At 49.4% G+C, this 23,566-nt stretch carries 24 protein-coding genes and 1 tRNA gene; 2 read left to right on the top strand and 23 right to left on the bottom strand.

What is annotated here, in order from left to right; translation table 11 throughout:
• Window positions 1-21 precede the first annotated feature (21 nt).
• The 3 genes from C0623_00930 to C0623_00920 form a co-directional block, all read right to left on the bottom strand.
• Window positions 22-1,356 (bottom strand): tRNA (N6-isopentenyl adenosine(37)-C2)-methylthiotransferase MiaB, encoded by a 1,335-nt coding sequence (locus C0623_00930; protein ID PLY03612.1) that lies wholly within the window; start codon window positions 1,354-1,356, stop codon window positions 22-24.
• Between the two features lie 80 nt (window positions 1,357-1,436).
• The gene (locus tag C0623_00925) at window positions 1,437-1,964 is read right to left on the bottom strand and encodes a hypothetical protein (GenBank protein PLY03611.1); all 528 of its coding nucleotides are present in this window, start codon (window positions 1,962-1,964) and stop codon (window positions 1,437-1,439) included.
• Window positions 1,961-3,406 (bottom strand): hypothetical protein, encoded by a 1,446-nt coding sequence (locus C0623_00920; GenBank protein PLY03610.1) that lies wholly within the window; start codon window positions 3,404-3,406, stop codon window positions 1,961-1,963. Before C0623_00920 ends, C0623_00925 begins: the two co-directional genes overlap by 4 nt.
• A gap of 50 nt (window positions 3,407-3,456) precedes the next feature.
• On the opposite strand from C0623_00920, the gene C0623_00915 reads away from it, so the two are divergent.
• The gene (locus C0623_00915) at window positions 3,457-4,005 is read left to right on the top strand and encodes an AMMECR1 domain-containing protein (GenBank protein ID PLY03609.1); all 549 of its coding nucleotides are present in this window, start codon (window positions 3,457-3,459) and stop codon (window positions 4,003-4,005) included.
• Between the two features lie 91 nt (window positions 4,006-4,096).
• On the opposite strand, the gene C0623_00910 is transcribed toward C0623_00915, so the two are convergent.
• The 10 genes from C0623_00910 to C0623_00865 all read right to left on the bottom strand — a co-directional run bounded on the left by C0623_00910 (window position 4,097) and on the right by C0623_00865 (window position 14,197).
• Complete coding sequence (locus tag C0623_00910; GenBank protein PLY03608.1) at window positions 4,097-5,521, bottom strand: hypothetical protein; 1,425 nt, start codon at window positions 5,519-5,521, stop codon at window positions 4,097-4,099.
• Between the two features lie 2 nt (window positions 5,522-5,523).
• On the bottom strand, window positions 5,524-6,000 hold the full coding sequence (locus C0623_00905; GenBank protein ID PLY03685.1) for a biopolymer transporter ExbD: 477 nt from the start codon (window positions 5,998-6,000) through the stop codon (window positions 5,524-5,526).
• A 14-nt stretch (window positions 6,001-6,014) separates the two neighbouring features.
• On the bottom strand, window positions 6,015-6,506 hold the full coding sequence (locus C0623_00900) for a biopolymer transporter ExbD (GenBank protein ID PLY03607.1): 492 nt from the start codon (window positions 6,504-6,506) through the stop codon (window positions 6,015-6,017).
• Between the two features lie 2 nt (window positions 6,507-6,508).
• Window positions 6,509-7,162: a flagellar motor protein MotA gene (locus C0623_00895; GenBank protein PLY03606.1), complete on the bottom strand. Its 654-nt coding sequence runs from the start codon at window positions 7,160-7,162 to the stop codon at window positions 6,509-6,511.
• A 4-nt stretch (window positions 7,163-7,166) separates the two neighbouring features.
• Window positions 7,167-7,466 carry a hypothetical protein gene (locus tag C0623_00890; GenBank protein PLY03605.1) on the bottom strand — a complete coding sequence of 100 codons (300 nt, stop codon included), beginning with the start codon at window positions 7,464-7,466 and terminating at the stop codon, window positions 7,167-7,169.
• A 25-nt stretch (window positions 7,467-7,491) separates the two neighbouring features.
• Complete coding sequence (locus C0623_00885; protein PLY03604.1) at window positions 7,492-8,160, bottom strand: hypothetical protein; 669 nt, start codon at window positions 8,158-8,160, stop codon at window positions 7,492-7,494.
• A complete protein-coding gene (locus C0623_00880) occupies window positions 8,160-11,345 on the bottom strand; it encodes a hypothetical protein (protein ID PLY03603.1) in 3,186 nt (1,061 codons plus the stop codon). The genes C0623_00885 and C0623_00880 overlap by 1 nt, the downstream gene beginning before the upstream one ends.
• On the bottom strand, window positions 11,342-13,213 hold the full coding sequence (locus C0623_00875) for a hypothetical protein (GenBank protein ID PLY03602.1): 1,872 nt from the start codon (window positions 13,211-13,213) through the stop codon (window positions 11,342-11,344). Before C0623_00875 ends, C0623_00880 begins: the two co-directional genes overlap by 4 nt.
• Before the next feature lie 66 nt (window positions 13,214-13,279).
• Complete coding sequence (locus C0623_00870) at window positions 13,280-13,786, bottom strand: hypothetical protein (protein PLY03601.1); 507 nt, start codon at window positions 13,784-13,786, stop codon at window positions 13,280-13,282.
• 324 nt (window positions 13,787-14,110) lie between these two features.
• Window positions 14,111-14,197 (bottom strand) — tRNA-Leu (locus C0623_00865).
• Window positions 14,198-14,267: 70 nt separating this feature from the next.
• On the opposite strand from C0623_00865, the gene C0623_00860 reads away from it, so the two are divergent.
• Window positions 14,268-14,705 carry an NUDIX hydrolase gene (locus tag C0623_00860; protein PLY03600.1) on the top strand — a complete coding sequence of 146 codons (438 nt, stop codon included), beginning with the start codon at window positions 14,268-14,270 and terminating at the stop codon, window positions 14,703-14,705.
• On the opposite strand, the gene C0623_00855 is transcribed toward C0623_00860, so the two are convergent.
• The 10 genes from C0623_00855 to C0623_00810 all read right to left on the bottom strand — a co-directional run bounded on the left by C0623_00855 (window position 14,684) and on the right by C0623_00810 (window position 23,505).
• Window positions 14,684-15,526: a futalosine synthase gene (locus C0623_00855; protein ID PLY03599.1), complete on the bottom strand. Its 843-nt coding sequence runs from the start codon at window positions 15,524-15,526 to the stop codon at window positions 14,684-14,686. The genes C0623_00860 and C0623_00855 overlap by 22 nt on opposite strands.
• Window positions 15,526-17,133 (bottom strand): hypothetical protein, encoded by a 1,608-nt coding sequence (locus C0623_00850; protein PLY03598.1) that lies wholly within the window; start codon window positions 17,131-17,133, stop codon window positions 15,526-15,528. The genes C0623_00855 and C0623_00850 overlap by 1 nt, the downstream gene beginning before the upstream one ends.
• 156 nt (window positions 17,134-17,289) lie before the next feature.
• Window positions 17,290-18,630, bottom strand: coding sequence for an acetyl-CoA carboxylase biotin carboxylase subunit (gene accC / locus C0623_00845; protein PLY03597.1), 1,341 nt, complete (start codon window positions 18,628-18,630; stop codon window positions 17,290-17,292).
• A 42-nt stretch (window positions 18,631-18,672) separates the two neighbouring features.
• Entirely contained in the window at window positions 18,673-19,149 is a 477-nt protein-coding gene (accB, locus tag C0623_00840; protein ID PLY03596.1) for an acetyl-CoA carboxylase biotin carboxyl carrier protein, read from the bottom strand.
• 23 nt (window positions 19,150-19,172) lie between these two features.
• Complete coding sequence (locus C0623_00835; GenBank protein PLY03595.1) at window positions 19,173-20,246, bottom strand: integrase; 1,074 nt, start codon at window positions 20,244-20,246, stop codon at window positions 19,173-19,175.
• A gap of 11 nt (window positions 20,247-20,257) precedes the next feature.
• Window positions 20,258-20,698, bottom strand: coding sequence for a type II 3-dehydroquinate dehydratase (gene aroQ, locus C0623_00830; protein PLY03594.1), 441 nt, complete (start codon window positions 20,696-20,698; stop codon window positions 20,258-20,260).
• Window positions 20,699-20,705: 7 nt separating this feature from the next.
• Entirely contained in the window at window positions 20,706-21,101 is a 396-nt protein-coding gene (locus C0623_00825) for a GTPase (GenBank protein PLY03593.1), read from the bottom strand.
• Window positions 21,058-21,903: a hypothetical protein gene (locus tag C0623_00820; protein PLY03592.1), complete on the bottom strand. Its 846-nt coding sequence runs from the start codon at window positions 21,901-21,903 to the stop codon at window positions 21,058-21,060. Before C0623_00820 ends, C0623_00825 begins: the two co-directional genes overlap by 44 nt.
• Window positions 21,896-23,005 (bottom strand): 3-dehydroquinate synthase, encoded by a 1,110-nt coding sequence (locus C0623_00815; GenBank protein ID PLY03591.1) that lies wholly within the window; start codon window positions 23,003-23,005, stop codon window positions 21,896-21,898. Before C0623_00815 ends, C0623_00820 begins: the two co-directional genes overlap by 8 nt.
• Window positions 23,005-23,505 carry a shikimate kinase gene (locus C0623_00810; protein PLY03590.1) on the bottom strand — a complete coding sequence of 167 codons (501 nt, stop codon included), beginning with the start codon at window positions 23,503-23,505 and terminating at the stop codon, window positions 23,005-23,007. The genes C0623_00815 and C0623_00810 overlap by 1 nt, the downstream gene beginning before the upstream one ends.
• Window positions 23,506-23,566 lie beyond the last annotated feature (61 nt).

The following is a 23,566-nucleotide window of genomic DNA, read 5'->3' as shown; positions in this document are numbered from 1 at the left end:
GATACCCCTTATCGTCAGCCGTCAGGCGACCTGTGTCTTTTCAACTTCACCCAGTTGCGAATTCCGAAAATTCCTGATGATCCGGACCGGTACGATTTGACCTATCATATCAGAAGTTCCGGTAAAGTTAACGATCCTGTTCCAGGTAGTCCGGCCGAACAATTGACCGTTCGCCTGTCGGCTTTCACCTTCAACCAGAACAGGCACAAGCCGGCCAACATCACCCTGCCAGAAGGTCAAACTTATCTTCTGCTGAGTTTCGATCAGCCGGTCGAAACGTTGCTGTTTCTGTTCCGGGGCAAGGGTCTCTTCCAGTTCTGCCGCGGCAGTCCCCGGGCGGGGTGAGTACAGGAAGGTGAAAGCATCGGCGAAACGAACCTTTTCAACCAGATCGAGTGTCTGCTCAAAGTCCGACTCTGACTCGCCGGGGAACCCGACAATAATATCGGTTGTAAACCTGATATCGGAACAGATCCGGCGCAAACGCTCAATCAAATCAAGGTAATGCTCCCGGGTGTAGCCCCGGTTCATCTTTTCAAGCACACGATTGGAACCGCACTGAACCGGCAGATGAATGTGATGACAAAGCTTTTCAAGTCGACCGAAACAGGAGATCAATTCCTCGGAAATATCCCTTGGATGCGATGTTGTGAAGCGGATCCGGTCAATACCGTCGATCGCGTTAACCTGATCGAGCAATCCGGCAAATGAGAGTTCTCCGACTTCGCGCAGACCATAGGAATTGACGTTTTGTCCGATCAGGGTCACCTCCCTGACACCTTCGCCGGCCAGGGAGCTGATCTCATTAACGATTTCCTCACTCGGACGACTGATTTCCCGACCACGGACATGCGGAACGATGCAGTACGAGCAGAAATTATCGCAGCCCTGCATGACGGTCACGAAACGGTTCACCGTATCTCCTCCGGTGCGGCTCGGAAAAAGATTGAGCCTCGTCTCGCGATCGAGGAACCCGGTCTCCTGGAAACGCCCCTCGGCGCCTTCGACCTTGAGCACCATTTCGGGAAGCTTGTGAACATTATGGGTTCCGAAAACGATATCGAGATGCGGTATTTTTTCGAGAAGTTTTTCCCCTTCCTGCTGGGCAACGCATCCGCCGACGCCGACTATCAGGTCGGGGCGACGGTCCTTGATCGGCTTGAACCGGCCGAGATGTCCGTAGACCTTCCGTTCGGCCCGGTCACGAACCGAACAGGTATTAAGCAGCACCAGGTCGGCATTATCCGCCGAATCAACCTGATGGTAGCCGATCTGTGCCAGAAGGTCGATGATCCGCTCCGAATCGACGATATTCATCTGACATCCAAAAGTTTCGAGATAAACCGTTTTACTCATAAATTATATTCTCTATCGCCACCTGACTCGACAACAGCGGCAGTTTTATCAGACCTCGATCTGTCACCGGAGGGGCATTCTTATTCGTTGCGACCGGTAATGTCAATACCGTTTGCCGAAAGGACCTCTTCGAGAATTCCGGTCAGCTGACGCGGGTGCTCGACACAGGTTACGGACATTCGCTGCTGAGGCTCGCGCCCCCTGATCCTGATGGTACCGAGTTCCTCACCGAGCGGTCGGAGTTCGAACCACACGATGTCCGCAAGAGCGATCGTTTTGATCCGGCGCGACCAGAGCCCGCTGATGGCGATTACCCGTTGATCGGTCAGTGCAAAAAAAACATGCTCCCACTCAAGCCTTGAGAGCACCAGGTGGCCAAACGCGAGGTAGACACCGGCAAGCAGAAAAGGTATCGGCAACAAAATAAAAACAAAACTGCCCTGTGCCGTCGCCAGATGCAGGCCATGGATTGACCAGGCGACCGCGGCAATCATGATAACGACCCCGAAAAGGGAATGTATCCAGTTACGGAAGGTATAGCAACGTGGAGCCGGCCGCCCCTGCCAACGGATCTGTTCGTTCTCGTTCAGATATTCAGTCCAGTTCATTTCGTTCCTTCAATCTCCCTGATTCGTTTCACCGACAGTTTAGCCATCGAGGAGTTCGGCACCGATTGCGCTACGACCTGGTAACGTTGAAGCGCTTTTCCGGATTCGTCAGAGCCATCATAACCACGCGCTGCCAGGTAAACAGACTCAACCGTGGGAAAAAGCTCAAAGCTTTTTTCAGCATGCAGGATTGCTTTTGAAAAACCTTCCCGGTCAAGATAGACATACGCCAGGCCGAGCCGGGACAAATAATAACTGCCATCGATCCTGACGGCTCGCGACAGGTGCTGCTTGGCAGAGACAAAATCTTCAAGTCGCAAATAAGCCAAACCAAGACCAGTCAGGATCAGAGACTCTTCGGGTGCCAGAGCGGCGGCTTCGAGGTAGAGTCCGATCGCCCGCGCAGAAGACTTCTCTTTTTCGATAAGCAGAGCCTGATCATATTTTTTGTATCCGGGGATGGCTTTGCGCATTTTTTCGGTCGCAATCAGGAATTCCTGATCAGGCTTGCGATCCGTCCGGTTCGCTTCCGGATAATTTTCAGCAATATATTCCCTGGTCTCTTCGAGACGTTTTTTTGAAAACGGATGGGTTCTGAAAAGACCGTCCAGCCACTGCGGATCTTCCGGTTTGTCGATTTTCCGGACAAAAACCTGCTGCAGGTCAACGGCGTCGACCGGATTGTAGCCGGTTCTGATCATGTAGTCGATAGCGAAACGATCCGATTCACTCTCCTGCTCGCGGCTGTAGGAATGCTCAATCAGGATTGTTGAGACTTCCCCGGATGAACGAATCAAGGCAGAATATCGAGCGCTGTCGGTCATACCGGGCAGAGACGTCAGGCCGAGACCGAGAAGATTGCTCCACTGCAGCCCCTGGAGCGCATGACGGGCATCGACATGGCCAATCTCATGCCCCAGAACCGCCGCCAACTGCCCTTCATTGGCGAGGCTGGACAACAAGCCCCTGGTGATGGCAATGTAACCACCCGGCAAGGCGAAGGCGTTGGGTGCAGAATCATTCGCAACCCTGAATGAGTAAGATACGTCTTTACGATATCCGGCATTCTTCAGCCGATCACCAACCGATTGGACATAGTCCTGCAGTTCCGGATCCGGATATTCACCCCCCATTTTCTGTAGAACAACGGGGAACATTTTTTGGCCAAGCGCTTTTTCTTCGTCAGCCGACATTGATATCAACGCCAGTTCGGAACGTCCGCTCGCAGGATTCACGGCACAGCCGGACAAGGGCGCAGTCAGGACAGCGAGGAGAACAGAGAGAACGACTATCATTTCAGGGGTGCGAGACATAATTTTCCTGTTACTTTTCATCTTAAAACGATCCGGGTTGAACAACAAGGCATAGATATAATCAAACATCATAATTAAATCTGAAAAAACGATGTTGGCCTTGAAAAAAAAACGTATTCCGCATAGCATAGCCTCAACATCATTGACCTTTTTAAAAACCTTGAAATAATGGAGGTTGTGTGGAAACAGCTTTAAAAAGCAAGGAAAAGAAGATTCTGCTCGATATTGCCCGTGACGCCATCCAATCAGCCATCCTCAAATCAGACGTTCTTCCCGAGCCACGCGAAGAAAAAGCTCTCAATGTTCGCAGCGGCTGTTTTGTCACAATCAAGCAACACGGCGACTTGCGGGGATGTATCGGCAATTTCCAGTCGGAATTGCCGCTGTTCAGGGAAGTCGCAGAAATAGCAGCGGCTTCGGCCACCAAGGATCCCAGGTTCTACCCCCTACAGGAAGTCGACCTGGAATCAATCTCACTTGAGATATCAGTCCTTTCACCTTTGCAAAAGATAGAGGATATCAGCGAGATCGAGATCGGCAAACACGGCATCTATCTCGAGAAAGGTTTTTACCGGGGTGTTCTGCTCCCCCAGGTCGCCGAAGAGCACGACTGGGACCGTGAGACCTTTCTCAAACAGACCTGTCTTAAAGCCGGCCTTCCGACTGACGCCTGGGAGGCCGAGGACGCTGATATCTATATTTTCAGTGCCCAGATTTTTGGCGATTAACCAACCACCCGGCCGCGTGATTGGATTGTTATCAATTAAACATCCGGCTGGTCCCTCAATAAAACGTTGAGGCCCTGACCCGTGTCTGGATCTATCTTGCCGGCAGAAAATCGATTGGATAAAGAATCGTTATTTCCGGAACGTTCTTTTTCGGTCCGAAATTAAACCTGAGGACGCGTGCTACGATTTTATCAACAAGTTCCGGCGATGCGAGATCGGTCGACTCGACCGAACTGGCCGAAACCGTACCGTTCGGCTGAATCGTAATCCGCAAAAGGATATTGCCGCGCAGGGTCGGGTTCCTGCGGAGTTCTCGATTATAAATCCGGTAAAGCGTCGCCTTGTAGCGATCAAAAACGATCTGGATCTCTTCGTCGGTCCGTCCCGGTCTGGTCGTACTGCCAGCTGAACGTTCTTCTTTTTCTGCCAAATCTGCGACCGAGCTTTCGACCCGGGAGAATGCAACTCCACCGATCCGTTTGCCGCTCCCTCCTCCTGCCGAATCAACCTCGCGGCTGATCGCCGTCGCGTCGATGCCGCCGCTTGATCCGCTGGTAGCCTGCATGGCAACCAATGAGCGCCGCGCTTGCGGACTGCCACCCGCTTTTGGAGCATTTTCTCTGATACGTGCCTGAGTGCCAACCTTGGCGACCGGGGCATCGACGATCAGATCTTTAAAAGACTCTTTAAAAGCAAGGACGCCGGTGTTCTGTACTTTCTTGCGGGCAACCTGCTCCGCCGGTTGTTTTGGCATTTCCGGTTTAGTATCCTGCTTTGCCGGCTCCGGTTCATCGACTTTCTTCTCCTCTTCGACCGGGGGTTCCGGCTCAGGGACCGGTGCCGGTTCGGGCTCAGGTAGAACCGGGACATCCTTGACCAATTTGGCAATCCGTTCCGGAATCTCGATCGTTTCGACTGTCCGTTCCGGCATTGGGATATTTACCAGCGGGACGACAACTCCGAACAGGAAACTGATCAGGAAAGCAATCAATACCGCTCGACGGAATAATCGATCACCCTCGGTCTCTTTGCTCCACGGCATGACCGCGGCACGCATCGGGAAAAAAGCGACTTCGCGCTCAATAACAAACTGGTCGCGTCTCTTCTGTTCACGCAGATAGGCCTCATAGACATCTCCTTCCAGCTCAAACAGAGCAAAGGAGCATTTCTTGATCTGCGACTGCAATTCTTCTTTTCTTCTGGTTTTCGCCTCGATTTGTTCCCGGTATTTTTCCGGCAACTGGCAGAGCCGGCTAAACGATTCGCCGCGGTCAACACCTTCAGGAAGTGTGCCCCAGAAGAGATCTTTCGCGCCGACATCTTCAAGCTTCGTCAGGGCGGCACAGACCTCCTGCAGGGCATCATAGCGTTGTCGTTGGCTCTCGAGTTCGTCAAGGTCGGAATCAACCTTGCGGATCTCCTGTTCGAGATTCTCACGCGTCGCTTTTAATTGCTTGATACGCCCGTTCAAAGGCTCCAATTCGTGAGCCAATTTTGTCGATTCAATATTATTCATTATTATGACTGGGTACTTTTCTGCAGAACCGCCAGTGAGATCTTGCCGTAACCGGATAGCGTGCAGGAAGACATCACCTTTTTCAAAACATTAAACGGGATTTCCCGATCAGCCAGAATAGTCACTTCCCTGCTGTCTTCAATCGTCCTGTCACTTATGCCAATAACGCTCTTGCTGAGGAATGCCAAACGTTCGGAAATTTCCGGGATAAATCCCTCTTTCGTCTCGATCAGATCCCTGGTTTCAATAATCGCCTTACCCTGAACAACGACCTGCTCGGCACCAACAATAATGACTACTGTCTCACGTGGTTTCGATTCGACTACCGAACTCGGCAACTCGATCTTTTTCGGCGGAGTTAACACTTCATTTGAACCTGAATTGGCCAGAAGAAAGAAAACGAGAATAGTAAATACATCCATCAAGGAAGTCAGATTCAGAGCCGAAACCTTTTTCCGGTTTCGCGCCATCCGTCTTATACGTCTGGATTCCCTCATGGCGCATCTCCGATCGAAATATCCGGGAATAGCGGCACAGGGACTGAATCTTCCGAGTCCTCTTCCCAGGCTCTTGCGCCTCTCACCGCATCCATTATTTGAATCAGGTAGTCGTATTTGATATCCGGCTCCATCAGGACCATCGCATCCTCTTTTTGCGGATAATCAGATTTGATACGCAGAAGCAGACTACTCAGCTTTTTCAGATCGTACTCGCCATCTTTTTTCGGGATTGTCGCGACAACCTTGGAACCGTTGGAAAATTCGAGCTTTTCCTGCCGGACAATCACCTCAACACTCATTTCAGGTTTATCGACCGCGACGTTGGTGGATGCCGCTGTCGGAACACTGAGTTCAAGAATCGTTACCCTGGAAAATACGGCACTGATCAGCAGAAACGGAATCAGAACGACCATCAGATTCAGAAATGTCGTAATATTCAGTTCCGGCGTTTCCTTAAACCGCCTTCGGGAACGTCGCTTGAGCATGATTAACCTTCCTGCATCTGCCGCTTGGCGTTACTCGAAATGCTGTTCAGGGTTTTAATCGAAGCCATCTCAAGGCTGTCAATGATCTGCCCGGTCGTAGAGGTCAGTTTGGCATGCAGTAGCAAAAGCGGGATGGCCACCATCAGCCCGAAAGCCGTTGTATTCATGGCAACTGAGATACTGGCCGACAGCAGGTCGGCCTTTTCGGCTGGATTGGCATTGGCGACAGCTGTAAATGCCTCAATCAGGCCCATGATCGTGCCGAGCAGTCCGAGCAGAGTTGCAATATTCGACAGCAATCCGATATAATGTGTCCGCCTCTCAAGCTGCGGGATAACCTCCATCAATCCTTCTTCCATTGCAATTTCAATATCTTCGCGTCGGCGTACGGCTCCCTGACGTTCCAACCCCATTGCAAGCATCCGGGCAATAGTCGATTTATCCTTTTCAACGAGGGTGCGCGCCTGATTATAATCCCCTTCGGCCAGCATCGGCTGAACCCGGTTCCATATCTTGCGATTTTCATTTTTGACTCGCCCCAACTGAATCCAACGTTCAAAGGCTATCGCCATACCGACTGCAAAGACAAACAGTATCGGGTACATGAACAGACCACCATTTTGAAAAAAACCGAACAAACTATAAACGATATCCATTTTACTACCTCCCAGTATTGCTTGTCGTACTGACGTAATAATAATCAACTTTGCGTCTGAATTGTTCCCGATCAACAGGTTTGTAATTGATGTTGCGCGTCCTGTCGAGATCGGTTTCTACACCGATTTCAGAACTTTTCCAGGGCACGATATAAAGCGCCTTCGGCGCTTCATCGTTGCCGACAATCGACATTCCGGTAAGAGCCTTGACTTTACCTTGCCCCGCCGATTCAACCTCTTTTGCCGAAGCCACTGCCACGGAAATGATAACGAGGATAATGCATGTCAATAATTTTATTTTCATACTCTATTCTCCCGCAGGAACATCTTTAGCGGCGCATCCGCCCCCGGACTTCGGCCAGCCATAACCTGACCAGTTCATCTTCCGGCTGTGCCTCAAGAAACAGTTCATACTGACTGGAAGCGCATTCAAGATCGTTCAGATAGATGTCGCAGAGAATCCCCAGGTTCTTATGCAGAGGGTAGTATTCGGGATACAGCTCCAGCGATTTCTCATAAACATCCCTTGCCTCATTAAACCGACCGGCGCGGCGCATCAAAAGACCATACTCATGACTTGCTAACGGATGTCCGGCAACCTTGTCCAGAACCTTTTTCAACGGAGCAACGGCTCGATCATCCTGACCACTCCGGATATAGGCAATCGCCAGATTAAGATAGGGCGCAGTCTGGGTCGGTGCCGCCTTGACAATTGCCTTGAAACAGTCAACAGCCACATCATACGCACCTGTATTCAAAGCATCAACACCCAACACGAAAAGATCACGCTGATTGACATTATACTGCCCCTTATCGGCAATAAAAAAACCGATCCGCCCCTCCTTTAATCGCGAAACCGTATCCGAATCAGGCCTGACCGACGGGCTTTCCGGAAGAGGCGCAGAAGGGCCGGAGGTGCCGGCACATCCTGATAATACCAATATTGCCGTCAGGGCTATGGCAGTAACCAGACGACATTTCACCATAAGAAATGACATCAGTCTGTCCTCCCCCCGGTCGAAGCAGGTGTTTGATCAACGCCGTCGGAACGTTTGCTTTGCCCACTTTCCGACATTCGGCTGTTCTTTGCCTCGGCAGCGCGCGCCGCTTCAGCCTGCTTAATCCGATAGAGCTCTTTATTCTCGAAGCGAAAGCCTTGCATCGACGCGAATTTATTGTTTTCCATCTCCGGCTTTTCATAACGGGCCGGCATGAAGACAGCGAGCTTGTCCAGGCTATTTTCGATCCACTCGTTATAGATTCCTCGCGATATCAACTCGATATTCGCCTGGTGCATCTCGATCGCCTTTTCCTCAAACGGAAACGCCTGTTCTTCCAGCGCCAGTTCATATTGCTCCGATTCGAGAGGGCTCAGCCCGTCCGGCCGCTCTGAGTTCATCAGGGACCTGCTGAAATCGGCATAGGTTTCGGCAAGGTAAAAAGTCGCCTCCGCCGTAACAACTCCAATTTCGTAATCAAACAGTTTGGTATAAGCCTCGGTCACTCTCTTTACCAGAGCCTGCTTGCGCTGCAGGTTCTTGGCAAACGGCTCGACCAGACGCACCGCAACCGATTTTTCATAATCGACCCTGGCAAGAATCAGGGCCGCAAGTCCGGCGATCTCCCGGGTTTTCAGGGTTTGATATTCCCCGGCAGCCGCTTCAAGGTCGACAAGGTTCTGCAATTCATCAAGGTAGAGCTTTTGTTCACCCTGTTCCTTGAGAATCGTAGCAAGATTGTCTCGAGCTTCAATATTGACATCCACCGGCTCCGGAAACATCTCAATATATCGGCGATAGACCTGTCTCGCCGTGGCCAGATCATCGACCTTCCGGTAAAGATCGGCTGCCGTCAGGAGTGCTTCGCGACGGAGTTCCGGCTCGGTCGTTTCAGCATCTATCCGTAAAAATTCAGCCGCAGCCTTGGCAAAGTCACCCTCTTCCCGGTAGATATAGGCCAGTTTCTTGGTAACTTCGGGTTGCAATTTATGTTTCGGGAATCTTTTACGAAAGTCGGTCAGAATCGAGGCAGCAATCGGCCATTCCTCGACCTTGATCAGAGCAACGGCAGCATCGAAATCTGCCGTCGGGCGGAGTTTCGATGCTGGTGCGACCCGGGCGACCCGAAGAAAATGTTCAGCCGCCTGCTTATAATTTTGGGAACGATTAGCCGCCTCCCCCTGCTTGTAGATGGATGCGACCAGATTATCGGTCAATGTATCATGCAACGCATCACTCTCCGGTACCAGCTTCAGGACATCGGTGTACGCTTTTTCAGCATCAGCATAGAGTTCAAGCTCAAAGGAAGAATGCGCCGCAACCAGTAACGCCGAGCGACGAACATCCTTCGGAATCGACGGAAAACGTTCAATCAGATTCCGGGCTGCAATCAGCGCCGATTTATAATCTTTGAGAGCATAAAGTTCATCGACTGCTGCAGCCAGTACAGCTGCAGCTTTTTTATTCTGCGGATAAGATTCGGCAAACTTCAGGGAGACGCGAATAACATCCCTTACCGCCTGCTCCCTGTCGTCACCCTTCACTTGCTTGAGATGTTCACGAAAGGCATAAACAGAGGCATATGCGGCTTTTTCAGCCTTGGCAAAAACCGGATAAACATAGGCCGTCTTTTCGAATTCATGAGCGGCCTCATGATACATCTTGTTTTCCAGCAACAATTCAGCCAGCTGATAGTTCATCGCTGCCGATTCGTCAACCATCGGGAACGAGCCGAGAAATTCCCGGTACCAGTGCAGAGCCTCTTTCAGATTATTTGGCTTTTCTTTGGTTTTTAGCTTGTTCTGATATCTGGCATGATAATGGTTTGCCAGGTCAAATAACGTGACCTTGAGCCCATCGAGTACTTCCGGGCGATAATCCGGTTTGAAATGTTTCCAGTAATCGGCACCGAAGCCATAACGGTTGACATATTCCTTTTTCGCCTCGATAACCAGAGAAGCAAAGCCGCCGGCCTTGTTAATTGCAATGACCCGCAAATCAAAGAGAGGTGCCTGCCGGTGGGTTCGGTTGCGGCTGACAAAGGTGGAGTAGGTCGTTACCGCGTCGTTGTAGCGTTGTTTACTGAAATAGTATTCGCCCAGACTGGCGTAGACAACATGCTCATACTTGCGCCGGCCATAACCGGAGAAATAATCGATTATGGCAGTCACACCGCCGAGATTGGAAAAACTCTGGCTGGCAATTCGCAAGGTGTCTCTGATCCGCTTGCCTTCCTGATCATCACTGATCCGTCCGAAATCATAACCGGATGCAGCCTTGTAATCGAGCAGAGCAATAAATTTGTGTAACGCCTTATTGTAAAGATCCTGCTTGTAATAGCTCCAACCGAGTTTGAAAAGTGCCAGAACATAAAACTGTGATTTTTCACCGATGGCGACGACACTTTCGTATGCTTTTTCGGCCGCGGGGTAGTTGCGCCTGGCAAAAAAGGATTCGCCCCGTCGGAACTCGACTTCATCAAGATATTTGGAATCGGGGAACGCGGCGACCAGACGCTCCATCACAAGCATCGATTCTTCAACCTGCCCCTGTTCTTCGAGGGCTCGTGAGAGCTGGTAAAGAGCCTGATCGCTCCGTTCGTATTCCGGGTATTCGGTGAGCAGTTTCCGATAAAGGTCAACCGCCTCTTTCGCGCCGGTCCGTTCAAGGTTGAACTCAGCCGGCAATTCATCAACTGTCGAAGCAGTGTCAGGAGGGATCGATGACGTACTCCGATCTTCAAAATTGGTATCCGTCTCACCTTTCCTGTAAGCAAGGGCCGATGTTACATCAGGAGTTGCTCTCTGTTTTTTCCTCGGCGCCGACCGACCGGGTGAGTCGATATCTTTTTTGGTAGTTTTTGCCGAGGTTTTTTTAGTACTTTTTTTCGGCCGCGCCAGGTCAGATTTTGCTGAATCCGAGCTGCTCTCGGTAATTAGACCATACTCCTTTTCTACCTTGAGATCGGCCAGACGACGGATAGCTTCGGGCGTCATCGCTGTCTTTTCTGTCTTCTCCAGGAATCGTTCGTAACTTTCGATCGCCTTATCAAACCCCTGATCAATATTCTCCTTTTCGATAGCGATATCGACCCGTCGCAACTGGCCGATTGTTCCTTTACGCGGCGCCGAAGAACACGCGACCATGCCGACAACCAGTATCAATATAAATAAAAGTCTGATCAACGGATGCCTCCCGCATTATTTCGACTTCGGGTAGCACGATCATAGCTGTCGGCCATCGCAAATCGAGCCTTGATCTGCATCTGTTCCAGCTTTTCAAGTCGCTTGTTCAATTCAGCTGTAACCATCGACTCGAGCAGTTCTCCCTGATGATTCAGCACGGGGATCGTTTCCTTCAGTGCGTTATCGATCCGACTGCGCACGTCCTCTATGCTTCGGCCATAACCGCTATAGCTCCGGGTCGCTGCCTTGCGGTACAGAAGGTAACTGTTGTACTGTTTTTCCAGAATAGCAACAACCTCGTCGAGCCTCTTGAAATTGGAAGTCGTCGCCTGCAAGCGCTGATCATAGTTTTTGTATATCGACCAGACAACCAGACCCCGAAGACGATCAACCCGGGCACGGGTCTTGATCGTATGATAGGGACGAAGCGCCCGGTCGATACGATCAATTTCTCCGAGGAGTTCTCGTTCCCCGGCGGTCGCCAGAACATCGGGTCGGGGTGAGTTTTTTATCGCAATCAATTGCTGTGCAATCTGATTTCGCTGTTTCAGCCGCAGCTGCATACGGGATTCGAGCTTCCGAAATTCAGCGTCGATACCCGGCAAAATCGGCTTATAATAAGCACGTCGTTTCTTGATCAATCCTTCATAAGCCTGAATGTCCTGTTGCCAGCGAATCAGTTTTTCTTGTAGATGGGCCAGGTCAACATAATTATCCAGTGCTTGCTGAAATTCATCTGTTGCCATCAGGTCAAGCAGGTAATACGTCTCAGGCATATCTGGTTGTTCGCGTAATTTAACGACCCAGTTTTCCTGCCGCCTCAACTCTTTTCTGGAAATATTTTTGAGAAAACCCCCTTGACCAACACTGGCAAGCGAATCCTTCAGTTTTACAATCTCGTTTTCAAATGATTCCACAGCCTGACCATAAAGGAGCGCTGCCTTGCTATAAACACCGAGCTTGCCATAACTATATGGTACGGCAAGCATTGCTTCCTGAACTGCCGCATCGGTCACATTGCGCTCGGACAGCAAGGTCCATGGCACCAGGGCCTGCTCATAATCAGCTTGCATAGCTGCTGACCACCCGGCTGACAATAAGGCTTGAGCAGAAAAAGGGCCTTTGAGTCTTGCTCGATCAAGAACCTGGCCGGCCTCGGCGTACAAACCATCGGTCAGTAATTGATCGCCAAGCATCAGATTCGCTCTGTCACGAAGCGACCGGGTCAATTCTTCTTCGCTGACAATCTGGCCGGCAAGATCGAGTTGTTGACGGCCTTCTTCTATATTACCGTTTAACAGATAAGCAATACCGAGATTATAATCAGCAAATCCGAGCAGACTTTGCGCCTGGCGATTATAACCGGCGAATCCGATAAAACTTTGCGACTTTCTGAGTTCGTCAAGAATGGGAATAGCGGCATCAAGCTTCCCGTTTGCCATCAGCACCTGGGCCCGGGTGAAGGCAAGGGCACCTTTCAGTTCAGGCAATATTTCACCGTTGACCCGATCAAGAACTGCTTGAGCTTTTTGTGGCTGATCCTTCTGTAAATAGAGATTTGCCAAACGATAGAGCAACAGGTTGCGCTCTTTGTCATTACTGATGGTCATGATGGTATCAATCAGGCGAACGCCATCCCTCTGGTGCATCCGGTAAGCAATCTCAATAGAAATATGCTTGATCAAAACCTCGAGATCGGCTTCGGAGTAGCGATCCCGTTCCCCGGCGAGAATTCTCTCTTTTTTCCGTTGCAACAACTCCCGGTCGAGGCGGGATATCGCAGCAAACAGCTCACCGGTAAGGGTCGAGTAATGAGCCTCCCGGACAGCAAGATCCGAAAGTTCGTCTGCGGTACGCGCACTACTCACTGCAACATTAACGGTGCAGAGGAGGAGCGTACCCGCTATTATGACAACCCAACGACTACGCATCTGTCATCTGTCGATTAAAGTGATTGATTTTTCGGACAACAGGAGTTCGGCAATGACCGCTTCGGCCGTTTTTTCGAATGAAAAGCTCTTGACCAGCCGAATATCCTCTCCGGCAGAGGACTTGCCACGCATCGTCACCTTGAATTCATGCATTCCAATCGCTGCATTACCGGTAAAAATGTTCTGGACGCCGCCATCAGTGAGAGCATTCAATTCCCGGGACGTATAGATATGGTACGCGATATTTTTCCCATCCAGTTCGATATCGACTGAATCAAGGCTGAAGGTCTGATTCTTGCGCATTGAAACAAAAACCGCTATCTGGGTATGGGATGGATACAACAACCTCTCTTCCAACTTGTCGAGTTCCTTGGCGATCGACAGCACTTCACTCTTGATACCATGTACCTGCTCATCGAGACTTTTACCCTGGCCCCGGGACAAGTCCTTCGCCGACGCAATGGTCACCATGCTCAACAGGATCAAACCAGTGAGGATCGTTCTCACCATAACGGAACTATGCAATACTGTTTTCATTTCAGATAAGTCCATGTTTAATATGATTATTCATTAATAGTTTTCAAACTCGTAATCATATTACAATTCGCCACAAAAGTCAGCGTTGTATTATGCAGAGAAGTTTTTTTAATCAAGCAAGTATCCCCTGCTTTAATTCAAGATTCAGGCCAAAAAAACACATCCAGACAACAATTTCAAGAGAACCAAAAAACCCCGCCCGGACGTTACATTTCAGCTGTTTACGGTCGTGAAACAACCAAAAACATTAAGGGGACTGCCTGTTGTGGCAATCCCCTTAATGTTCTGATACTTTAATGGTACCCGGGACGAGAATCGAACTCGTACAGGATTGCTCCCGAGGGATTTTAAGTCCCTTGCGTCTACCAGTTCCGCCACCCGGGCAAGGTGCGCTATTATCAACAACCTGAGGCTGGGATGTCAACGGTATTTTCCAGCACAATGAGGCCAATCGATGTCGAAAATCCTGCACTGCCCTGAATGTCAAACTGCTATCAAGGAATATCGCAATCCACTACCGGCTGTCGATATTATCATCAAGGTCGACAATTCGCTTGTTTTGATTGAAAGAAAGAATAAGCCTTTTGGCTGGGCGTTGCCGGGCGGATTTGTCGATTATGGTGAACCGCTTGAAGCCGCGGCCAGGAGAGAAGCGATGGAAGAGGTCGGAATGGAGTTGTCTCACCTGAAACAATTTCGTGCCTACTCAGATCCCCAGCGCGATCCGCGTCAGCACACGATATCGGTTGTATTCTCCGCCAAAGGCATTGGCCAGCCCCGGGCCGGTGATGATGCCGGCAAGGCACGGCTTTTCAAGCTTGATGATTTGCCCGCCCCACTCTGTTTTGATCACGCCGAGATCATAAACGACTATTTTTCTTCATTTGACTGATCGCTGAAAAAACAGATTTCCGGAGAGACTTCGATCAGCCCGTGCTTCTCAAGCAGAAGGTAGAAACAGCGCAACCCCTCAATGTGCGCAGGATCGAGGTCATAAGAAACATGGCGCCAGTATTCGGCCAATCCATCCACTCCCATCCATGCCTTTTCGGGGGATTCAGAAGCAAGTTTATCGAGAGAAGCGAATGCTTTGTTGCGAGAATGATCGAGTTGCGATCTGAACTCGGCTACCTCTTCCGGGCGTTCCTCGGCAACAAGTCGTTTCACAATCCATAAGGCAAAGACAAACGGCAGGCCGGTGAAATGGTACCACAGCTCACCCAGGTCAATAACCGTACCCGCGGCAGCTTTATTAAGACGGGCCTTCAGAGCACGATCGCCGATTAGTAGCAATGGCTGATTAGCGTTCAGATCTGCATTTCCGATTGTGTCGATTTTCTGGCAGATAATGTTATCGAGTTGATAAAATTCCTGAAGAACGACCCTGAGCAACGCTACAGAAGTGGCCGACTCGCCGGTAATCGAAATCGGAACACCATTAAGACCTGAAAGCGGAAGATCTGAAAACAACAACACACTCTGCACCGGTCCGATCGAACTGATCGAATGACCTGGCAGAATCCGGTAATCATCGGAGTGCAGAGCGTATTCGATTGATGAGGCTGGACATATGTCGATCTCGCCGGCGGCCAGCATCTGATTCAGTTCTGCCGGAACACCTTTGATAATTTCACCAACAAACCCGCTGGCGGCAAGGTAATGAAAAAAAGGAGCGCAATTGGCGTAAGTAATATGTCCAATTTTAAGAGACATCACGGAAGAAGATGGAAAGGCGACCGGGTTTCTTCATATTCACGGTGACCGGAAAAAACAATGCGCTCGTTATCGAGCAACGTCCCGGTTGCCTGCAAATAGGCGGTTATCGATTTAAAATAATCGGTGTGCGATATAATCTGGTCGTTCCTTGCACTGGCAAGGTCTTCTTCGCCATCGAGAACGTCACGGGTGGTGGCAAGGCCGACTTCGCGGCTCTTCATCAGAATTCGAAGCTTTTCCGTCGCCAGATCATGTCCCCGCCTGGCAACTTCTGTTTTCTTGCGATTAACGTTGATACGGCGAATAGCTGATCTTACTTCATTACGTACTTCATTATGCAGCTGTGCCAGCAAGGTACGTTGCTCTTGCAGTGCGATATCGGCCCGTTTCAGCTGATTACGACCTTCTATATTGAATAAGGGATACAAGAGCTCTAAACCGACTTCCCAGCTGTCATAATCACCGTCGCGAACCATATCGGTCGACTCGCTTCGGTTTGAATCAAACCCGTTCTGGCTGTAGCTTGCGACAACATTCAGTTCCGGCAACAGGGCGTTGCGCGCCAGAGATTGTGCTATTCGATTCTTTTCAATCTCGCGAATGCGGCGCGCCACGTCGGGGCGCTTGTCAATCGCCGCGGCAATCCCTTCTTCCTCTGTAGCGGCAAAATCCATGGAAAATGATTGGAGGACCGGCCGATAATATTCATCACCGGAATTGAGCAACAGGTTGAAACGATCAAGAGCATCAAAATAAGATCTTTGTGCATCAAGAAGAAGCCTTTCACGGCTTTGCAAGCCAACCTCGGCCTCGAGTTTTTCGACCGGCGCAAGAATTCCGGCTTCTACCCGGGCCTTATTCTCCCTGGCGATCCGTTGCGCCAACTGGACCGAGGCTTCGCGATAGGACAAGGCATACCGGGCCTGGAGAGTCTCAAAATAGGCATTTCGGACATCAGCAACAACCTGGAAAGCCGTAGCCCTGAGATCTTCCAGGGCGATCTCGCTCTCTTTTTCCGAATAAAGGATCGTCTGTTCGGTCGCTGTCGTTCCGAATCCCTTAAGAAGTGGTTGAACCAGAGTTAATCGAGCGCTGCTGTCATAGGCCGGGTCAAGAGCCGGTTGTGGAGTCTCTTTCTGTTCATAAAGCTGTCCGGAAAGGGAGAGTTCTGTCCCGACAGGAAGTCTTTGCGATACGGTAACCGTCGTTTCGCTGTATTCACGCTCGAATTCAGTCGGTACAGCAGTACTCAAAAAATCATGTATTTCACCGTCTCTGTAAACCGCGGACAGTTGCGGATCGTACAAACTGAAGGAACCATCATACGCCGCTTTACGAATTTGCGCGTTATAAATCGTTGCCTGCAATGCCAGATTTTGTTGCAGTGCCAGGCGTATCACCTCTGAATAACCGATTTCTCTGGCTCTATAATAATCTTCAGTATGAATCGAAACGGTCCCGGCTTCGTAATATGAGGCAAGCTGGTTATCACCCGGGAGAGCCTTGCTCTTATTATCATACAGCTGGCCCTGCGAAACAGCTGGTAACAAGAGGATGACTGACACGAGGAACAGGAGCAACGGTTTGCTTTGAGGATTTTTCATAAACCGGTTAGATCCATTAAATGATTAAAACAATTTGGCATCGTTGGTTTGTTACGGTTCCAACTATCGGTTCAAATATTACTTTAAGGACAGGCTCACTTCAATTTATTTAATCCGACCGAATAAAAAAGGCCGGCAAGCCGGCCTTTTTTTACTTCAAAAAACAAGCCGTTCAAGAAAACCGGTATCGACATTTTTACCTTCGATGAAGTCCTTGTTGGCCATAATTCTCTGATGAAACGGTATCGTCGTCTTGATACCATCAATAATGTATTCATCAAGAGCTCTGGCCATCCGCTTAACCGCCTCTTCCCGGGTTTCGGCATGAACGATCAACTTGGCAATCATCGAGTCATAATGGGGGAGAACCGTATACTGATCATAAACAGCACTGTCAACCCTGACACCGAGCCCACCCGGCGTATGGTAGCCGTCGATCTTGCCCGGGAAAGGTGTAAACTTAACCGGGTCTTCGGCGTTGATCCGACACTCGATCGAATGACCCTGAATCTTGATATCATCCTGGGTATAACGAAGTTTCTCACCGGCCGCCGAACGGATCTGCTCCTTGATGATATCAACGCCGGTAATCATTTCGGTCACCGGATGTTCAACCTGCACCCGCGTGTTCATTTCCATGAAGTAAAACTTGTTATCCTTATCAAGGAGAAACTCCATTGTGCCAACGCTGGAATAGCCACATGCCTTGGCGGCAGCGACTGCGCAATCCCCCATTTCCTTACGAATACCTTCCGGTAAAACCGGACAGGGCGCCTCTTCTATGAGTTTCTGGTGGCGTCGTTGAATGGAGCAATCGCGTTCGCCGAGATGGATCACATTGCCATGTTTGTCGGCCAGTATCTGGATCTCAACATGCCGTGGATTTTCACAAAACTTTTCGATATAGACATCGGGATTACCGAAACCGGCTTCCGCTTCGGTCCGTGCTGCATTGAACGCATTGGCGAGATGAGCCTGGGAATGGACTACTTTCATGCCTCGCCCGCCGCCGCCGGCAGTCGCCTTGATGATAACCGGAAAACCGATCTCATCAGCAATTTTTCTTGCATCATCAACCGTCGCTACATTCTCCTTGGTTCCGGGAAGAATCGGCACACCGGCTTTGGTTACGGTCTGTCGGGCACTGATCTTATCGCCCATCAGGCGCATACTATCAGCTGATGGACCGATGAAAGTGATTCCGCAATTCTCACAGATCTCGGCAAATTCTGCATTTTCCGAGAGGAACCCGTAGCCCGGGTGAATCGCATCAGCATCGGTGACTTCCGCAGCGCTGATAATTGCCCTGATATTGAGATAGCTTTCGGAACTCGGAGCAGAACCGATACAGACCGACTGATCTGCAAGCTTGACATGCAGTGCCTCGCTGTCAACATCGGAATGTACCGCTACGGTTTTGATCCCAAGTTCCTTGCAGGCCCTGATGATTCGCAGGGCGATCTCGCCACGATTAGCGATCAGGATTTTATGAAACATAGTTTAAACTCCAATTCAGTATTCAGGACAATAAATCGCCAATTACAGAGGCTCGACAACAAACAGCGGATCGCCGAATTCCACCGGCTCAGCATCCTGCTTGAGGATCTCGATGATTTTACATTTAAATTCAACTTCAATTTCATTAAACATCTTCATTGCTTCAACCAGGCAGACAACCCCGCCTTTTTCAACAACAGAACCAACATCGACAAATACTTCAGCATCCGGACTCGGTTTGCGATAAAACGTACCGACTATCGGAGAGTTGATGGTTTCATGCTTATCATTTATGGCCGGTGCCGCTTCAGCTGGAGCGGCCGAAGCAGCGGCCGGCGCAGCCGGTGCAGCAGGCGAAGCCGCAACCGGAGCCGGAGCAGCCGGTGCGGCAACGTGAACAATTTCCTGCCCGGAACCACGTTTTATGGCGATTCGCTCTTCAGCATTTTCCATTTCGAATTCCGAAATATCGGTATCCGTTACCATCTTAATCAGACTCTTGATATCCTTGATATCCATTGTTTACAACCTCCTGGTTTCGGCTAATTTGTAAGCAGCCGCAGCTCCTTCGGCAAACGGGTCAGACAATCACAACCTGCCGCAGTAACGACGACCATATCTTCTATCCTGATACCGCCAAGATCAGGAATATAAATTCCCGGCTCTACGGTAAAAACCATACCTTCTTCAGCACGCATAGTCGCCAAGGGCGAAACACGCGGCGATTCATGCACATCGAGCCCGACTCCGTGCCCCAAGCCATGACCGAAGTTTACACCATAACCTTTTTCAGAAATAAAATCACGGGCAATCTTGTCAATATCTGACAATAAAACACCCGGTTTAATCGATTTTATTGCCAAATCATGAGCTTTTTTGACAATATTGTGAATTTTCTGCATTTCAGTCGATATCGTGCCGATAGCAAAATTAACGGTTTCATCAGAGTAATAACCTTCAAAACATGAGCCAAAGTCAATCGTCACAACATCTCCGCGATCGATGCGTTTGCTTGATGCAACTCCGTGGGGCAAGGCTCCACGGACACCGGATGCAACAATAAAATCGAACGCTTTTCTTTCACTTCCAAGCCGACGTGCGGCAATTTCCAGTTCAAGAGCTACTTCCGATTCGGTTATGCCGGGTTGCAGCAGACCGAGAATCGAATCAAGAGCCCGCGCCGAGATATCAGCGGCTGATCTCATTTTACCAATCTCGTCACGATCCTTAACAGCCCTGAGAGATGTGGTATCCTTTACCGGCACAAATTCGAATTCCGGGCCGGCCTTTTCAAGCAGACTTGAGTAAACCTGAAACGTTAAGATTGAGCCTTCAAAACCAATCCGACCTTTATCCGGTTGATTTGCAAGGAAATCAGAAATCCCGTCAAGCTTATCTTTATACTCGATGACCCGACATTCAGTTTGCTCCCGGGCCTGTGTTGTATAGCGGCTGTCGGTCAAAAAACTCAGTGAGTCTTTTGTCAGAATCAACACCCCGTCTGTCCCGGTAAATCCGGACAGATATCGGATGTTATTCAAATCAGTGAAAATCATAGCCGCCAGACCATGATCGTGCAGAATAGCCTCGGCCTTTGCGACGCGTTTATTGATCATACCGTATAAATTTACTGATGATTGAGTATTGCGAGAATGCCATGCAGGGCGAGTAAATAACTTTTGGCTCCGAAACCGGATACTTGACCGACGGCAACCGGAGTGATGTAGGAATGGTGGCGGAATTCTTCGCGTGCCAGAATATTTGACAGGTGAACTTCGACGATTGGAAGTGCCACGCCAACGACAGCATCTCGTAACGAAACACTGGTATGGGTTAATCCGCCAGGGTTCAGAATAATCCCTGAAGTATTGTCATTCTTTGCGGAATGAATCCGGTCAATCAGTACGCCTTCATGGTTCGATTGGAAAGTTTCGATGGTAATGCTCAGTTCCTGAGCCAGTTCTTTTAACGCACTGTCAATATCAGTCAGGGTTTCGGTCCCGTAAACATCAGGTTCGCGAGTGCCGAGTAAATTCAGATTAGGCCCATGGAGAACAAGGATTTTCATCGATTACTCACATCAGCGCTTCAAGAAGTTTCGGGGCATCACGCATCATCAGGTAACGACCTTTACCGAAATTCCCTGTACGATCGAGGGTCAGTGCCAGGAAGTATTCGTCCGTCAGTGACCGGATAATAACGAAAAAACGCTCTGTTTTTATGGATACCTCTTCCATTCGACCGGTATCGAGAATTTCTACCGTTTTTTTGATTTCCTTCAGTACATTGGCATATTCAACAGCCAGCAACTGAAAATCAAACCCTTCAATCGGTTCAAGATGCTGTTCAATAGCAATCCCGTCATATCCCATAAGAACAGCGCCGATTCCGCCACCAGTCTGCTGGACAATACCTTGTAATATTTCGTTAAACACGGTTCCTCCTTGCCTGAATAGATCCGAGCCAATCATTCAGTTTTGCAATAACAGAAAGATCATCTCCACCCGAAGTATTTGCAGCCATGGCCTCATCAACAACTGGAGCAACTGTAGATTGCTGCACATCTTCCGATGATTGAGAGTCATTCGGATTCGGAGTGGTCGACCCGGCACTATTAATGAGCCCCTGGAGTTCGGAAATTTTCTGCTGAACGCCGGGATCATTCGGCTTCTCTGTTAATAATTCACGATATACTTCGAGTGCTTTGTCATACAGCCCCTGCTCGATGTAGATATCAGCAATCGTAGCGGTCGTAATCGACTTCATTCCATCAGAAGGTTGGTCCATTGCGGGCTCCTGTGACGCAACATTGTTTCCAGTTGCTATCTCGGTTGCGGCTTCGGGACTCGACTGAGTACTGACTTCAGGTGACGACAGGGACTCGATCATCTGTTGCAAAGAGGCGTCACCGGGATCAAGCATGATCGCCTTGGTTAAAATATCGGAAGCTTTGGCATGATCGCCATTATTTCGATAAATTCTGGCCAAACCCTTGTATGCAGGTATGCACATCTGATCGATAGAAAGCGCCCTGAAAAATGCTTCTTCCGCTTTTTTCAGTACTTTTTTTTCAAAATACACACGCCCGACGGCAAGATGACCGACGGTCGATTGCGGCGACTCCCAGCTCCCCTTAAGAGCAACTTCCAGAGCATCATCAAGTTGCCCCAATTGCAGATAGGCATTACAAAGACCAGAAAAAACCGACGATTTCGGATCCTGCACCAGGGCGGCTTTGTATTCCTCTATTTTAGCGCGCAAATCTTCAGACACTGTTCAGTTCCACCTTGCCGATTATGTCATTAAACAGGGAAGCGGGATCAGCAATTTCCTCGACCACGCAATTACCTATGTCCTTGTTCAAAACCATATTTAAACGGCCGTTTTTCATTTTCTTATCGTGCATCATTGCTTCAAGGTATTGTTCCACACTGAAACCAGGAATTGTTACCGGCAATTTATAGGCCTTGATGATCTCCCTGATGTCCTTGACTGTCTCTATCGTACAATATCCGGTCAGATGCGAACACCGGGCCGCGACAACCATTCCTATTGCCACCGCCTCGCCGTGGAGAAATTCCCGGTAATCAGTTAATGATTCAACCGCGTGACCGAAAGTATGTCCATAATTAAGAATAGCCATGATCGACGATTCTTTTTCATCAATTTCTACAATATCAGCTTTAATTTGGCAAGACGTCTTTACCGCATGAACAACTGCATTGGGCTCCTTTGCTAATAGAGCCTGACGGTTATCATTCATCCAGTTAAAAAAACTAAGGTCACGAATAATCCCGTATTTGATAATCTCGGCAACTCCCGCCAGAAATTCCCGCTCCGGAAGCGTGTCGAGGAAATCAATATCAATACAGACGAGTTTTGGTTGATTAAAGGTACCAATAAGATTTTTACCCAGGGAGTGATTGACAGCCGTTTTTCCACCTACCGAGCTGTCTACCTGAGCCAGCAATGTTGTTGGAATCTGCAAATAATCAATGCCCCGCAGGAATGTCGCTGCAGCGAGACCGGCAATATCGCCGACAACGCCGCCACCCAGGGCAATTATACCGGAACTCCGATCCGTATTGTTTTGTACCAACCCATCGTAAATCGACATCAGGGTCGACATGTTTTTGAACTCTTCACCATCCTCAATCGTTATCACCGAGACCGACAGCCCGACATTATCGAGTACCGAATGAAGCGTCTCACCGTGCAAAGCGTACACTGTTTCATTCGAGATAATCGTGATATTTGAAGGGAACCTGACTTCCGTCAAAAATTCCGGCAGCGAATTAATCGTACCTGACCCAATATAGATCGGGTAGCTTTTATCGCCCAGACCAACTTTAATTGAATCGAAATTATCCAGCATCACGCAACTCGATTAACTATTATTTCTACAATTTCGTCGATCGTCAGATTCTGTGCATCAACAACATGGTCCGCCATAGCATATAGCGGTTGCCGACGATCAAACAATCTTTTGGTAGAAGCCCAACCATCTTTCATTGAAGCAAGGGGCCGATGCTCACTCTGCTCGAGCCTTGCAATCAGATCTTTCCACCCGAGTTTCAGAAATACTGATTGCCCCGTATTACTAATGATCTCCGAGTTTTCAGGGCGTTCGATGATACCGCCGCCGGTTGCAACGACCTGGTCGTGACTTTCAGAAACATCCCTCAGGTAAGCTGTCTCCATATCCCTGAAGCACGATTCGCCCTGCTCGGCAAATATTTCGCTGATGCTGCTGCCGACACCCCTCTCAATTGTTTCGTCAAGATCGATAAATGGTCGGTTCATATATTCCGACAGACGTTTGCCGATTGTCGACTTTCCGGCCCCCATAAAACCGATCAGATAAATATTGTGCATACATTCAACTTAACAGATAAAACAAAAGGGCAGGAAACCTGCCCTTTTAAATGTGACTTAA

The sequence above is a fragment of the Desulfuromonas sp. genome (genome assembly GCA_002869615.1).
Classification (GTDB): Bacteria; Desulfobacterota; Desulfuromonadia; order Desulfuromonadales; family UBA2294; genus BM707.
Note: the sequence above shows the minus strand (reverse complement) of the source record. Positions and strands in the feature narration are given on the sequence as shown.